The organism is Mycobacterium gordonae, assembly GCF_001417955.2.
GTDB classification, from domain to species: domain Bacteria; phylum Actinomycetota; class Actinomycetes; order Mycobacteriales; family Mycobacteriaceae; genus Mycobacterium; species Mycobacterium gordonae_B.
Map to the genome: position 1 here is coordinate 1 of NZ_LKTM01000022.1, position 14,918 is coordinate 14,918.

General features: G+C 67.4%; 10 protein-coding genes. 6 read left to right on the plus strand and 4 right to left on the minus strand.

Annotated elements, in window-relative coordinates; all coding sequences use genetic code 11:
- Positions 1-1,547: PE family protein (locus AO501_RS04645; RefSeq protein ID WP_055576603.1), on the minus strand; the 1,547-nt coding region annotated here is incomplete at its 3' end.
- A 540-nt stretch (positions 1,548-2,087) separates the two neighbouring features.
- On the opposite strand from AO501_RS04645, the gene AO501_RS04650 reads away from it, so the two are divergent.
- A complete protein-coding gene (locus AO501_RS04650) occupies positions 2,088-3,518 on the plus strand; it encodes an adenylate/guanylate cyclase domain-containing protein (RefSeq protein ID WP_055576604.1) in 1,431 nt (476 codons plus the stop codon).
- A gap of 88 nt (positions 3,519-3,606) precedes the next feature.
- Here AO501_RS04650 and AO501_RS04655 read toward each other — a convergent pair whose 3' ends face one another.
- Positions 3,607-4,854 (minus strand): ABC1 kinase family protein, encoded by a 1,248-nt coding sequence (locus AO501_RS04655; RefSeq protein ID WP_156452303.1) that lies wholly within the window; start codon positions 4,852-4,854, stop codon positions 3,607-3,609.
- Between the two features lie 175 nt (positions 4,855-5,029).
- Here AO501_RS04655 and AO501_RS04660 point away from each other — a divergent pair, with 175 nt between their 5' ends.
- The 4 genes from AO501_RS04660 to AO501_RS04675 all read left to right on the plus strand — a co-directional run bounded on the left by AO501_RS04660 (position 5,030) and on the right by AO501_RS04675 (position 11,070).
- Positions 5,030-6,325, plus strand: a complete 1,296-nt coding sequence (locus AO501_RS04660; RefSeq protein ID WP_055576606.1) for a cytochrome P450 — start codon at positions 5,030-5,032, stop codon at positions 6,323-6,325.
- A gap of 96 nt (positions 6,326-6,421) precedes the next feature.
- Complete coding sequence (locus tag AO501_RS04665) at positions 6,422-7,426, plus strand: LLM class flavin-dependent oxidoreductase (protein ID WP_055576607.1); 1,005 nt, start codon at positions 6,422-6,424, stop codon at positions 7,424-7,426.
- 120 nt (positions 7,427-7,546) lie between these two features.
- On the plus strand, positions 7,547-8,617 hold the full coding sequence (locus tag AO501_RS04670; RefSeq protein WP_055576610.1) for a phosphotransferase: 1,071 nt from the start codon (positions 7,547-7,549) through the stop codon (positions 8,615-8,617).
- 218 nt (positions 8,618-8,835) lie between these two features.
- The gene (locus AO501_RS04675) at positions 8,836-11,070 is read left to right on the plus strand and encodes a molybdopterin oxidoreductase family protein (protein WP_055576611.1); all 2,235 of its coding nucleotides are present in this window, start codon (positions 8,836-8,838) and stop codon (positions 11,068-11,070) included.
- 90 nt (positions 11,071-11,160) lie between these two features.
- Here AO501_RS04675 and asnB read toward each other — a convergent pair whose 3' ends face one another.
- On the minus strand, positions 11,161-13,077 hold the full coding sequence (gene asnB / locus AO501_RS04680; protein ID WP_055576608.1) for an asparagine synthase (glutamine-hydrolyzing): 1,917 nt from the start codon (positions 13,075-13,077) through the stop codon (positions 11,161-11,163).
- A 214-nt stretch (positions 13,078-13,291) separates the two neighbouring features.
- Positions 13,292-13,951, minus strand: a complete 660-nt coding sequence (locus AO501_RS04685; RefSeq protein WP_055576609.1) for a TNT domain-containing protein — start codon at positions 13,949-13,951, stop codon at positions 13,292-13,294.
- Positions 13,952-14,168: 217 nt separating this feature from the next.
- Between AO501_RS04685 and AO501_RS04690 the strand changes: the two genes are divergently transcribed.
- Positions 14,169-14,918, plus strand: a 750-nt coding sequence (locus tag AO501_RS04690) for a PE family protein (RefSeq protein WP_156452305.1), incomplete at its 3' end; no start/stop codon positions are given.

A 14,918-nucleotide genomic window follows, 5' to 3' on the forward strand; every position in this document is an offset into this window, starting at 1 on the left:
CCAGTGCCGCCACTGCCACCGCCGATGAGCACGTCGCCGGTGCCCGAGACACCGATGTTGTAGCCGCCGGTGCCGCCAGTGCCGCCACTGCCACCGCCGATGAGCACGTCGCCGGTGCCCGAGACACCGATGTTGTAGCCGCCGGTGCCGCCAGTGCCGCCACTGCCACCGCCGATGAGCACGTCGCCGGTGCCCGAGACACCGATGTTGTAGCCGCCGGTGCCGCCAGTGCCGCCACTGCCACCGCCGATGAGCACGTCGCCGGTGCCCGAGACACCGATGTTGTAGCCGCCGGTGCCGCCCGCGCCGCCGGCACCGCCCCCGCCACCGGTGCCGTTGATACCCGTGCCGCTGGAGTTGCCACCGAAGCCGCCGGCGCCGCCGATGCCACCGTTGCCGCCGGCGCCGCCGAAGCTGAACCCGGTGTGGGCGTTGCCCGCACCGCCGGTGCCGCCGGCGCCGCCCGCACCGCCGGTACCGCCCAGGCCGCCGCTGCCGGGGTGCCCCAACAGCATTCCGCCGGCGCCACCTGCACCTCCCGCTCCGGCAGCACCGCCAGCCCCGCCGGTGCCACCATTACCAGCCACGAGGTGGGCTGCGTCTGGTGTCGAGCCCGCACCACCCGTCCCGCCGAGTCCGCCTGTGCCGCCTGTGCCGCCGGCTCCGCCGGATCCGCCCAGCAGCGCCTGGTTGGCGCCGCCGGCGCCGCCTTGACCGCCGGCACCGCCTACGAAACCGGTACCGCCGTTCCCTTGTGCCACGGTGCTGTCGACGCCGGCATGACCGGCCCCGCCGGTCCCACCGGTGCCACCGGTTCCGCCGGCGCCGTTCAGCGACAGCAGCTGAATGTTGGGCCCGCCGACTCCACCGTTGCCGCCGGGCGCGCCAGTCCCGCCGGTGCCGCCGGGCCCGCCGGCCCCACCGTTACCGCCTCCGATCCACCCATTGGCGCCACCGGCCCCGCCGTTACCGCCGATCCCTCCCGACGAGCCGCCGATTCCCCCGGCGCCACCATTGCCGCCGTGGCCCCAGAGGCCGGCCGCGCCGCCGGCCCCGCCAATACCGCCAGCGCCGTTGCCCGTGCCTGGCTTGCCCGAGCCACCATTGCCGCCGTTGCCGATCAGCCACCCGCCGGCCCCGCCGGCTTGTCCGGTACCTGGCAGTCCGTTGGCGCCGTCACCGATCAGCGGGCGCCCGGTCAGCGTCAGGAAGGGTGCATTGATCGCGCCCAGCACCGCGTCCTGCGCAGCCTGCAGCGGCGAGGCGGCGGCGGCCTCCGCGCTGGCATACGAACCGGCGCTTGCGGCCAACGCCCGGGCGAATCCGTCATGGAACGCGGTCGCCTGGGCGTTGAGCGCCTGGTACTCGCGGCCGTGAGCGGAGAACAGCGCCGCGACCGCCGCTGACACCTCGTCCCCGGCAGCCGCCAGCACCTGCGTCGTCGACATTGCTGCGGCCGTATGTGCGACCCGAAGCACCGACTCGATACGGGCCAAATCCGCTGCGGCCGTGGTCATAAAATCCGGCGTTACGATCACGAACGACATAACGACTCCTTCGGCTCGTCGGCCCAGTCCCGTTCCAATGTTTGGTCTGCGCGCGAACGTCGCCAGTCATGCGCTTGCATTCGAGGTTGTTGACGCTTCGCGGTCATGGCGTCTTCCTCCGTGTGGCTGGGCGGTTACTCGCACGACCCAAGCGTTGCCCTAAGCGACGGAGGTGACTTAGGTAGTCCACTACTTCAATCGCCGCAGACTTAACCTCACCGATCCACACGTAAGACGAGTTGACACCCCCGCGGATATTGGGCTCGCGCTCATCGAATATCTGCGGACCAAGCTCGGCGGATAACTTGCCGGGGCCGCCGCCTGCGCGGCCAGACCCTCTCAGAAAGCCGTGCCGTTTTCGTGCCGGCCACCAACTCCGGGTCCGATTCGTGCAGGCGCGGAGTTGCCGGATGTCTAATCCTCCCGGTATGGATCACACTTCGTCGGGACGATCACGGAATAAGAAGGTGCGGTCCAACGTTCTCCAAGGCCTAGCGCGCGAATTCGGTCGTCCCAGCCAGCGCCAGTCCCGAAGGTGCCATGACCACCGCTATCCTCCAGAGCCGCCTTGCGGCCGTCAAGAACGTAGGCCACTTCGACGCTGAAGCCGTAGACAGCTTTGCCCGCTACATTGCCGAGGCGCCCGACGAGAAGCTCTTCCGCATGAACCCCTATCGCTACGCGAGGGAGACGGGCACGCCTGAGCGCTTGGCGGTAGACCTGTTCCTCCATGCGGCGCATGCGGGGGTGGTCGAATTCAGTTGGGGGGTAATCTGCCCGGCCTGCGGGTCGTTCATCACCACCGACCATGCGCTGCGCGCGCTCGGCGAGGACCGCTTCTGCACGATCTGCGAGATCGCCGTGCCGCCGGTGATCGACGACAACGTGGAGGTCACTTTCAATGTCGCGCCATCGGCGCGCGTGATCCGCTTCCACGACTCGGAGAAGCTCGACTTCCTCCGCGACAGCCTCACACTGTTCTTCTCGCCAAGCGTCGCTGACAGAACGCACATCGACCGCGCCGTGGAAAAGCCCGTGTGGTTCGGTACCGCTCCGGCGGGCGCGAAGCTGGAGACCGAGACGTCGCTCGCGCCAGGGCATTACGTGCTGGCGCTGCCGCAGTACCACTCGTTGCGACGCTTCACGGTCGAAGAAAAAGCGGGCGGTTCGACGTTGGACTACGAGGTCCTCGCCGGGGGCGAGCTCGTCCAGGATGGTGACCGGCTTGCGGCCGGCCAAGTGCACATGACACTGCACAACCGGCTCAGCCGGCCAGTGGTCTTCGGAGCCTTCACCGACCCGCGCCCGTCCTCACCGGAGGCGCTCGCCGCGAAGCTCGATTTGTTGGCTGGGCAATCCGGCGAGAAGTTCCACCGGTTCTTTTCGGTCAAGGAGCTGGTAACTACTCAAGCGTTCCGGGATCTGTTTCGCGCCGAGAGCATTCCGGCGCAGGGCGGCCTGGCGCTGAAGAACCTGACCGTGCTCTTCACCGATCTCAAGGGCTCGACCGAGTTGTACTCGCGCATGGGCGACATGCGTGCCTACGCCCTCGTCGGCGAACACTTCGGCATTTTGCGCGACGTAGTTGCCGCACGCGGCGGCGCGGTAGTGAAGACCATCGGCGACGCGGTGATGGCGAGTTTCCCGACGCCGGCGCCGGCGCTGGAAGCGGCCATGGTGATGAACCGTGAAGTTGGCAGGGTTGGCGATCTCGAGCTCAAGATCGGCCTCCATGCCGGCCCCTGCATCGCGGTGGACCTGAACGAGCGCCTCGACTATTTCGGCCAGACAGTGAACATCGCGGCGCGCGTCCAGGCGATCGCCGACTCGCGCCAGATCGTCTGCACGGACCAGGTGCGCGACGCGCCGGGTGCGGCCGAGGTGATAACCGCACTGAGCCCAGTGGGCGCGCGCGAGATGGCGGCTCTCAAAGGGGTCGACGGTCACGTTGGCGTCTGGCGCTATCAGTAGGTCGGCACCGCCCAGCACGCCGCATGTCTCGAATTTTGGAGCCCCGCTAGGTATTTCATCACCCGATTGGCCCCGCCAAACCTCAGGACTAGGCGGGCTTGCGCGCCGAATCGTCCGCGCTGGCCGCGCCCGCGGCGAGGTGCTTCAGCAGCTCGGCCTGGATCAGCCGGCGCCCGGGCGCGAGTCGGTGCGAGAGCCCGTTGAGCAGGATCAGCGTGCGCCCGACGAGCGCGAAGTCCTCCGGGATCTTGCGCAGGCTCGTCTCGCCCAGGATCTCGAAGAAGCCGGCCTCGGTGTCGCTGTCACCGATCGTCATCAGCATCAGCGTGCGCAAGTTGTCGGGGCGCATCGAGGCGACGTCGAAGCCGAGCTGCTCGGCCGCAGCGAACGCGGATCGCGAGTCGCCGATCATCGAAGACACCATCATCGTCGCGACGAGCCGCGCGAATCCTGGTGGCAGCTCCTTGGCCAAGCCGAAATCGAGGAGGCCGATGCGGCCGTCGGGCAGGATCAGCAGGTTCCCGGGGTGCGGATCGCCGTGGAAGAAGCCCTGTTCGAAGATCATGGTGCCGTAGAGCGCGCCGATTTTGCGCGCGATCTCCGCGAGCTTGTGGCCCGCTGCGACAAGCTCTTTCGCGCGCGCGACCTGAATGCCTTGCAGGTACTCGAGCACGATCACGTTGTCGCCGCACAGCTCTGGATGGACGCGGGGGACGGCCACGAAGGGGATGTCAGTGAGATTCTTCGTGAGCCGCTCGGTCGAACGCACCTCGCGCCGGAAGTCGAGTTCAAGCTCGATGAAGCGGGTCGTCTCGGTGGCGAGCGCTCGCAGGTCAATGCGCCGCTGCACGAGCATGACGATGTTGACGACGCGGCGCAGCATGCGGAGGTCGAGCGGAATGATCCTCGGGATCTCGGGATAGCGGATCTTCAGGACGACCTGGCTGCCGTCGCGCAGAGTCGCGCGGTGCACCTGCGCCAACGAAGCCGCGGCGAGGGCCCGGCGGTCGATCGTCGCGAAGACCTCGTCGAGGGGCCGGCCGAGGTCCCGCTCGACGAGCGGCCGCAGCGTCTCGAAAGGGCGCGGCGGCACTGCGTCGTGGAACTGGCTCAGTTCCTCGATGAAGGGCGCCGGGAAGAAGTCGGCCCGCGCTCCCTGGATCTGGGCGGCCTTCGTGAAGGCGCCGGCCAGCGAGAGCGCGACGCGCTTGATCTCGCGGGCCGCTGCGCCGTGTGCGCGCTGCCAGTCGGCGTCGTTGGTAGGCCACAGCGCGGTGCGATCGCGTGCCAGGAGCAGTAGGTAGCGCGGCAGGATGCGCATGACCGCAAGCGCCACGCGCAGTACTCGGACGATTCGGAAGTGCCGGATCACGAAGCCGCAACGCGCCTTTGCTATCGAAGTAGAGAGAGGGAAGGCGCGTCGCGCGCGCTTGAGGCGATCGACGGCACGGTGTTATTGTGGCTGGTCAGTCGGTCATTCTCAACACTGCGCTCGCCCAGAGGACCCCGCCATGACGTCTCGTGTCTGGCAGCGCTCGGCGCCTTCCCGCTACCGGTCGGCACCCCTTCCTGCTGCTGACGCCTCCGCTGATTTCGACCTGTTCCTGCCGCTACGCAGCGCCGGCTCGCTCGAGAACCCCTACCCGATTTACTCCGTGATCCGCACCGTGCGGCCGGTGCTCGAGGTGCCCGTCCCGAACTACTCGGGCCCCGGCGTGTGGATGCTCACGCGCTACCGCGACGTCCACTCGGTGTTGCGCGACCCGCGTTTCTCGGTCGAGAGGCTGCGCGCGCCGCTCATGCGCGACAACCTCGACCGCATGCCGGAATTTCTGCGCCAGAGCGCAACTGGCATGCGCTCGATGCTGACCATGGACCCGCCCGGCCACACGCGCGTCCGCAAGCTCGTCCACCAGGCCTTCACGCCCAAGCGCGTCGCCGCACTGCGCGGCCACATCGAGGCGATCGTCCGCGACCTCGCCGACGAGGCGCAGGCCAAGGGCACCTTCGACCTGATTCACGACGTCGCCGAGCCGCTGCCGGCGATCGTGATCGCCGAGCTGCTCGGTGTCCCGGCGGAGGACCACCGTCAGTTCCGTCAGTGGTCGAGCGCGATGATCAACGGCTTCGCGTCGCCGAGCACCGAGGCACGCGCAACCGGTGCGGAGGCCGGGCGCCAGGTCTTCGACTACCTCGCCGATATCATCGCCGCCCGCCGCCGCGCCCCGCGCGAGGACCTGATCAGCGCCATGATCGCGGCCCAGGAGGAGCGCGACGCGCTCACCGATGCCGAGCTGCTCGCGACCGGCAACCTGCTGCTGCTCGCCGGCCACGAGACAACGACGAACTTGATCGGCAACGGCACGCTCGCCCTGTTGCGCGAGCCCGATCAGTGGGAGCGGCTGTGCAAAGAGCCCGCTCTGCTCCCGACCGCGATCGAAGAGCTGCTCCGCTACGACGGGCCCGTGCAGGCGACGGTGCGCGTCGCGCTTGAAGACGTCGCGATCGACGACCAGGTCATCCCGGAGGGCTCGCTCGTGCTGGTGAGCATCGGCTCGGCGAACCACGACCCCGACACGTTCGAGGACCCAGACCAACTCGACCTCGCGCGCGTCCCAAACCCGCACCTGGCGTTCGGGTTTGGCACGCACTTCTGCCTCGGGGCACCGCTCGCGCGGCTCGAGGCGCGGCTAGCATTCGACGCGCTGACGAAGCGGTTCCCAGGGCTCTCGCTCGTGGATGACCGGCCGGTGTACCGGACGAATCCGGTGCTACGCGGGCTCACCAGCCTGGACGTGGCGGCGTAGCGCAACGCATTGCGGTCGCCCTACTCAAATCATGTATGACGCCGGCTGATGGTGACATCGGGATCCGCAGGTGCTTGGCGAGTACCGTCAGCTCACGTGGAGATCTCCTGCGCGTTCGCGACGTCGTCAACTACTCCCAACCACGTCGAGCTGGCTGAAGAGCTGGGCTACAAACGTGCGTGGCTCTACGACTCGCCGGCACTGTACCCCGACGTGTGGATGGTGCTGGGCCGGTGCGCGGAGCGCACGACTCGCATCGGTCTCGGTCCTGGGGTGCTTGTCCCCAGCCTGCGACATCCGATGGTCAACGCCGCCGCGATCGCCGAGCTCGCGGATCAGGCACCCAACCGTGTGGCCGTCGCGATCGGCTCGGGGTTCACGGGGCGCTTCACGCTGGGGCAGCGACCGATGCCGTGGCGGCGGGTCGCCGAGTACGTCCGCTGTCTCAAGGCGCTACTGGCGGGCGAGCCGGCCGAGTGGGACGGCGCCACGATCCGGATGCTGCAGCTTCCCGGCTTCGGCGCGCGGCGGCCGCTCGAGGTGCCCATTCTGATCGGCGCGGACGGTCCCAGAGGGTTGGCGGTCGCGGCCGAGCTGGGCGACGGCGTCTTCTCCGCGGCCGTCCCTCAGCCGGACGCCGTGCGGGCGGCCGACTGGCGCGCGTTGCTGGCGTTCGGCACTGTGCTGGACGACGGTGAGGAGTTGACGTCGCCGCGGGTGGTCGCGGCCGCCGGGCCGGCCGCTGTGGTGCTCTATCACGCGATGTACGAACGGGGCGGCGCGGCGGCGGTCGACGCGTTGCCGGGTGGATGTGACTGGCGCGAAGCGATTGAGGCTGTGCCACAACACGAACGGCATCTTGCGATCCACGCCGGCCATCTCGTCGAGGCGAACCCGCGGGACGCACCTCACGTCGCGGGCCTGATCCCGATGGCCAGCTCGATGGCGTTGACGGCGACCCGTGACGAGCTGCCGGGCAAGATCGCCGCTTTAGGCGCATCGGGCGTCACCGAAGTGGCGTATCAGCCGGCGGGTCCGGATATCGAGCGCGAACTACGTGCGTTTGCATCCGCCGCCGGCCTGACCGGCGTCGGCACCTAGCGGCAGTCTGTGTGGGCCGACGCCAGTCACGCACTGCCGCAACGTAATGCGGCCCGCCGTGCCGAACGCGGCCTACCGCACATCCAGTCGCTCGGTCGGTCCGGCGGTAATGTGGCACCGATGGACGGTGTTGCAGAACTGGTACCGGTGCTGCCGGCGCACCGCTTTGATGAGGCCGCCCTCGCAGGGCACCTGCGCGGCCGACTGCCGGGCTTCGATGGTCCACTGAGGGTTCGCCAGTTCCAGGGCGGACAGAGCAACCCGACATTCCACCTGCACACCGCCGAGGGCGAGTACGTCCTTCGCAAGAAGCCTCCGGGAACGCTGTTGCCGCGGGCTCATGACGTGGAACGCGAACACCGCGTGATGTCGGCGCTGCGCGACACCGATGTGCCGGTGCCCCGCATGCGGCTGATGTGCAACGACGAATCCGTCATTGGCACAGCTTTTTTCATCATGGATCACGTCCGCGGACGCATCTTTCACGACCCAGCCCTGCCCAACTGCAGTCCGGCGCAGCGGGCGGCGATCTACGAGGACCTTGCTCGGGTGCTTGCCGCGCTGCATGGTGTGGACTGGCGTGCGGCAGGACTGGAGGGGTTCGGCCGGCCGGAGGGATACCTGCAGCGTCAGGTGGCGCTGTGGACGCGGCAGTGGCAGGGCGCGCGCGTGGAAGACATGCCGGCGATGGACATGCTGGCGCAATGGCTGCCGGAACACCTCCCATCGGACGATGAGCCGGCGTGCATCGCGCACGGCGACTACCGCCTGGGTAACGTCCTGATTCATCCGAGCGAGCCGCGGATCGTCGCGGTCTTGGACTGGGAATTGGCGACCATCGGCCACCCGTTGGCCGATCTCGGCTATACCTGTCTGACCTACCATCTTTCGCCGGAATTCAGCGGCACCAAGGGCGTGGCGGGCGAGGACCTCACGGGCACCGGCATACCCGATGAGCAAGCCTTCGTTGCGAGCTACTGTCGGCATGCGGACCGGGAGCCACCCCGGTCGCTCGACGCCTTCATCGTGTTCTCCATGTTCCGCCTTGCCTCCATCACCGCTGGCGTGTGGCGGCGCGGGCTCGATGGCAATGCGGCCGACTCCCGGGCCGGCACATCGGAGGTCCGGGACCGCTACCGCGCCCTGGCGCGAATGGCGTGGGCGTTGGCGCAACGACTTTCGGACGGGTGATGTGAGCCCGACCCGCCATTGCTGTGTTCGGCAGCCTTGGCTACGCCGGACCCGAGGGCGCGGCCACGAACGGCGACGAGGAAACTGTTTCCCAGCGCCTCGACGAACTGGCCGCAGCGGGCGTCGTCTTCGACCGGTGCCGAGAGGTGCGTGAACGGAGCGTTCGTTGCTGCGAACAAGGGACCAAGTGCCCAAAACGGACCTGCGAAGGAGCTGGCATGACAGCAGAGACCGGGACAGCGTTGCGGATCTGCCCGCTGTGCGAGGCGACCTGCGGCCTGACACTGACCATCGTCGACGGCCGGGTGGTCGGTGCTCGCGGCGACCGTGATGACGTGTTCAGTGCTGGTTTCCTCTGTCCGAAGGGCGCGAGTTTCGGCGAGCTCGATAACGATCCCGACCGGTTGACCGGGCCCCTCGTCCGGCGTGAGGGAGTGCTGACCGAAACCAGCTGGGAGGAGGCCTACGCCGTCGTCGCAGATCGCCTGGGTGCGGTTATTCGCGAGCACGGCGGCCCATCCGTCGGCGTCTACTTCGGTAATCCGAGCGCACACACCATCGCGGGTAGCCTGTACGCGCCGTTGGTTATTCGCGGTATCGGCACCCGGCAGGTGTACAGCGCGAGCACGCTCGATCAGATGCCCAAGCACGTCGCGCTCGGCCTGATGTTCGGCAGCCCGGTCGCGTTCACGGTGCCCGATCTCGATCGCACCGACTATCTGGTCATCATCGGCGCCAATCCATTGGTGTCCAACGGCAGTTTGGCTACCGCCGCTGACTTCCCCGGTAAGCTGCGTGCGCTGCGTAAACGCGGGGGCAAGCTGGTCGTCATCGATCCCGCCCGCACGCGGACGGCCGAACTGGCTGACCGCCACCTCGCACCGCGCCCCGGCACCGACGCCGTGTTGCTGTTCGCCATTGTGCACACGCTTTTCGAAGAGGGCCTTGTCGCAGAGGATCTGGGCGGAATCGCGCAGCACGTCAACGGCGTCGACGAAATCCGCGCACTGTCCGATGAATTCGCGCCGGAAGCTGTCGCCTCGCACTGCGGAATATCCGCTGATGACATTCGCGTGCTGGCCCGCGAGATAGCGGCGGCGCCGACTGCCGCCGTGTATGGCCGAATGGGCACCTCCACAGTGGAATTCGGCGCGATTGCCAGCTGGCTGGTAGACGCGATCAACATCCTGACCGGAAACCTCGACCGACCGGGCGGAGCAATGTTCCCCCTCGGCGCGACGGCGCCCGCACCCCGCCCACCGAAGCCGGGCCGAGGGTTCCGGATCGGGCGTTGGCACAGCCGTGTCTCGGGCCACCCCGAGGTGATGTCAGAGCTTCCCGCCGCCGCGCTCGCCGAGGAGATCGACACCGCGGGGGAGGGTCAGATCAAGGCGATGATCACGATCGCCGGAAACCCCGTGTTGTCGGCGCCCGATGGCGATCGGCTCGACCGCGCGCTCGACAGCGTTGATTTCATGCTCAGCATCGACCCCTACCTCAACGAGACCACGCGTCACGCCGACGTGATCCTGCCGCCGCCCCCGCCGGCGCAGAGCGCCCACTTCGACTTCGCGCTCAACAACCTTGCGGTGCACAACAACGTGCGCTACTCACCGCCGGCTCTGCCGCTGGACGCCCGGCCCGACGAGCCGGAGATCCTGTCGCGCATTGCGCTGATTCTCTATGGCCTGGCACCGGACGGTGATGTCGCGTTGGTGGACGATCAGGTGATTGCGACGACATTGACCAAGGAGGTCGCCGACGCGGGCTCACCCGTCGCCGGGCGCGCGGTCGACGAATTGACCGCGATGCTTGCAAACGGCCCCGGCTACGAACGACGCCTGGACATGATGCTTCGACTCGGGCCGTACGGCGACGCCTTCGGCGCCAACCCCGACGGGCTCACTCTGGAACGGCTCAAGGCCGCGCCGCACGGCATCGACTTAGGTCCGTTGCAACCACGGCTTCCCGAGGTGCTCCGAACCCCAACGGGGCGAATCGAACTCGCGCCCGAGCCGCTGGTCGCCGACGTGGCGCGGCTGCGCGACTCGGTCGGCCTCCGCGAGGGCCCGTTCATGCTGATCGGCCGGCGCCATCTGCGCTCCAACAACAGCTGGATGCATAACGTGCCGGCGCTGTCAGGCGGCACCAACCGCTGCACCCTGCATATCCATCCGGACGACGCCGCCGACCTCGGGCTCAGCGATATTGCGGTGATCAAGGGCCCCGGCGGTGAACTCGTTGCTCCGGTCGAGGTGACCGATGCCATGCGGCGGGGCGTCGTCTCGTTGCCGCATGGGTGGGGACACGATCGCGGCGGCACCGGACAGAAGCTCGCGGCAAGCCAGCCCGGTGTCAACGTCAACCAACTCAGCGACGGCACTCATCTCGACCCGCTCTCAGGCACCGCTGTGCTCAACGGCATTCCGGTCGACATTGCCCCTGCGGGCTGATAGATGGGCCAGGCGGTGGGTTTGGCGGGCCGCTTGGAACTGGCCGCGCGGCGCGGCGGCAGTGGTCGTCGCCGAGACCCTTCGAGCGCCTCAGCTCATCGAAAACAGCTGCTGCATGACAACCACACTCGCCACCCGCTGCAGGCCGCCCTCCACCGCGATGCGCTGATCGTCCGAGGACTCGAGCAGTTGATCGAGCGCTGCGGAGACCTTCTTCATGTCGTAGATCGGCTGTTCCTTCGCCGCTTGTGACGCAAACGTATCCCGGTAGAAGACGAGCATCGGGTCGCTCGGGTCGCGTGTCGGCGGCGTCGTGAACGGATGTTTCTGACGGTCGTACACCTCCGGTATCAACACCTCTCTCGCGGCCTCGCGAAGGACGTGCTTCTCGCGAATGCCCTTGACTTTCAGGCGGACCGGCACGCGAGCTGCCGCCTCGGCGACCTGATGGTCCAGGAACGGCACCCGGCCTTCGATGGAGTGGGCCATCTCCATTCGATCGGCGAGGTAATTCAGAATGAAGTTCGGCAGCACCGTTTTCGCGTTGATGTAGAGCATCTGATTGAGGTGGTCGCGGCCGGTGACGCGCTGCGCGATCGGCAGGCGATCCAGCGCGCAGATCAGCGGCTGAAACTCTCGGACTGACGGGGGAAGGTCGTCGCGCAGCAGTGGCGCCACGATATTCGTCTGCGCCGCACAAACATTGAGCGTCGCCGGCAGCCAGCCGAGCCTGCGCTCGACCGCCCGCATCTCGGAACTGCTGACTTGATCCGGCATCATCAGCGCGCGGGTCGCAGCATTGGCGCCGAGCATCTCATCGAGAAGTGCCGCTCTCTCGCCGGCGCCCAGCGTCGCGTCGTTGTTCAGCGCGTCGACGCGGTAGTACGGATAGCCGCCCAGCATCTCGTCGGCGCCTTCGCCGGTGAACACCACTTTGATGCCGGCGGCCCGGACGGCACGGCTGAGTAGGTATTTGGCCACGCCGTGCCCGTTGAACATCTGAGTTTCGGCATGCCAGACCGCATCTGCGAACGCGTCCGCAATCTCTCGCCCGGTGATCGGTATGGGGTGGTACGTGGCGCCGACCCGGTTGGCCTGTTCTTCGGCGACACGGGCCTCGTCGTACAGCGGGTTCTCGAAGGTCAGGGTGAACGCGCGAATCGGCCGGTCCATCTCCTGCTGGGCCAGTCCGAGGACGGCGCAGGAGTCGATGCCACCACTGAGATACGACGCGACCTCGACATCGGCAACCAGCCTCTGCCGCACCGCATCCCGGAGTGCACCACGAAACTCGGCGACGATCTCGGCGTCGCTTCGGGTGTCTGCCCGCATCTGATCGGCAGTCGGGATCTCCCAATCCCAGTACGGGTAAATGCGAACACCACCGTCTCGCGCTATCGCATAGCAGCCCGGCGGCACGGTACTGACTCCCGCGAACTCGGTTTTCTCGTGGGATCTTCCGAACCCTCCGGTAGCGCCCTCGAGGTCCCATCTAGCAGGCACCCCGAGCGCCAACAGCGCTTTGATCTCGGAGGCGAAATACACATCCCCGTCTACCGCCGCGTAGTAGAGGGGTTTGACGCCGAAGCGATCGCGGATCGCGTACATCGCGCGCTGGCGTTCGTCGGCGATGATCACCGCGAACTCGCCGCGCAGTTGCGTCGCGGCCTGGATGCCGCGCTCGGCATAGAGGTGCAACGCGATCTCGCTGTCGCTGGCTGTGGAAAACTGGTATCCGCTCGCACGGAGTCGCTCACGGATCTCGCGGTAGCCGTAGAACTCGCCGTTCACGACCAGGTGCACCGCGCCGTCAGGACTCGTCATCGGCTGCGTTCCGTTGTCCAGACCGATGATCGACAACCGGGTGTGCCCGAGCGTCCACAGCCCATCCCGCGACGTCCACGTGCCGCAGCCATCCGGCCCACGATGCTCCAAGAGCTTGAGCGCGGTATCGCGCCGTTCAGACGGAAGACCCCGGCGCGTCATCGCAGCGAATATCCCGCACATCGTTGTGCCCTCCGCAATCTTTCACGGTCGTTGCGCGCCGACCTCTAGCTTCGGCACGCTCGCACGCCACCGGACTGGCAACGCGGCCATTCGAGCCTAACGCGTCGGCTATGCGGCCCTGTCTGACGGCCCGCGACGACGGTCTGCCTCGAATACTCTGTCGCACAAGTTATTTGGCAAAAGCGAGCCGATGACGCTTTGCGATTCAGTGCGGCTAGTTGCCCTCGAGCCCGTATTTCGGTGCCACCTCGATCAGTTGACCGGCGGCGAGGAGGTCTTTCACTCGGGTGTTACCGAGGAAGTACTGGATGCCACCGCCCGGCTGCCCGGCGAAGTCCTTGATCTTTCCGGACTGCACGGTCAGGTCCTTCACGACGCAGTAGACGTGGTAGTTGGCTTCCGGAGAGCCCTTGTAAGTGTTGAGTGACGACGGCGGCAAAGCCCGGGCGGCGAACGGCGTGTGCTTCTCGTTCGCAAGGAAGTTTGCTTCATCGGGCTGCCCGAATCGGTCGAACAGATGCCCCTTCTTCATCGTGAACGGCGTGGCGGGTCCGTCGAAGCCGAAGTTCGTCGGCCACTTCCAACCCCTGTTGGGGTCGTAGTACGTGTCGAGGAAGGCCTTGGGTTGCAGTGCCGGTGTTCCGAGTCTCTGGTAGTTGGTCAGCAGCTTCTTCACCGGACCAGTGGGCAGGGTGTTCGGCCCCAGCAAATTACCGCTGTACGGTTCGGGGACGGGGAAAGGCTGGGAGTTCTCCGGTGCGGCTTCCCCGGTCCCAGCTTCCGGGCATTGCTTGTCCGCGTTGGCAGTGACTGGAAACAAAAGGGACAACACCAGCGCGACCAGCGCGCTGATAATAAGAGACTGGCGCCGCATCGGCGGACTCCTTCGAGGTGCTGTTGAGACTGAAAAGCACCCTAGCAAATCGCTGTCCGGCCGTCTCGGAATTGACATTCGGGTAACACCCGTGCGTCGGACGACGCAGAAAACGTGGGCTATCGCACGAAGAACTTACGTAGTCAACTACTCAAGCCCTCAGCGACCGGACTGGATACGTTCGGATTTCGACCTTGTTGAAGGAGAGCGTGCAACGATGTCATACGTATTTGCGGTACCGGAGTCGGTGGGTTCGGCGGCCGCGGACTTGGCGCGGATCGGCTCCATCCTGCGCGCCGCGCATGCGGAGGTGGCGGCCTCGACCAGCACTGTGCTCAGCGCCGCCGAAGACGAGGTCTCGGCGGCGATAGCCGCGCTCTTTTCGGGCTACGGACGGGAGTATCAAGCGCTCAGTGCTCGGGTCTGGGCGTTTCACGACGGGTTCGCGGAGGCTTTGACGGGCGCGGGCACCGCCTACGCCGCGGCCGAAGCTGCCAACGCAAACCCCTTGGAAGCGTTCACGCAAAACGTGCTGAACGTGATCAATGCCCCCATCAACGCTTTGCTGGGCCGCCCCCTGATCGGTGATGGTGCCAACGGCGCGGCGGGGACCGGCCAGAACGGCGGCGCGGGCGGGTTGTTGTTCGGCAATGGCGGCAACGGCGGCTCGGGGATTGACGGCGGGGGAACCGGCGGGCGAGGCGGCGATGCCGGGCTGTTCGGAAATGGTGGCCGCGGCGGGGTCGGCGGAACTGGAGCGACCGGGATTCAAGGAGTCGACACCGTCACGCGCAACGGGGGCGTCGGCGGGACCGGCGGCCGCGGCGGGGCCGGCGGCGCCGGCGGGTTGTTGTGGGGCAACGGCGGCGCCGGTGGCACCGGCGGCACCGGCGGCTGGGGCGGTTACGGCGCCACCGCTCCGAACGCCCTCGTTGCCGGCGGCACCGGTGGCACCGGGGGTGCCGGG

Coding starts and splice junctions, on each gene's coding strand:
- AO501_RS04650 (WP_055576604.1), top strand. CDS start 2,088: ATGACCACCGCTATCCTCCAGAGCCGCCTTGCGGCCGTCAAGAACGTA.
- AO501_RS04660 (WP_055576606.1), top strand. CDS start 5,030: ATGACGTCTCGTGTCTGGCAGCGCTCGGCGCCTTCCCGCTACCGGTCG.
- AO501_RS04670 (WP_055576610.1), top strand. CDS start 7,547: ATGGACGGTGTTGCAGAACTGGTACCGGTGCTGCCGGCGCACCGCTTT.
- AO501_RS04675 (WP_055576611.1), top strand. CDS start 8,836: ATGACAGCAGAGACCGGGACAGCGTTGCGGATCTGCCCGCTGTGCGAG.
- asnB (WP_055576608.1), bottom strand. CDS start 13,077: ATGTGCGGGATATTCGCTGCGATGACGCGCCGGGGTCTTCCGTCTGAA.
- AO501_RS04685 (WP_055576609.1), bottom strand. CDS start 13,951: ATGCGGCGCCAGTCTCTTATTATCAGCGCGCTGGTCGCGCTGGTGTTG.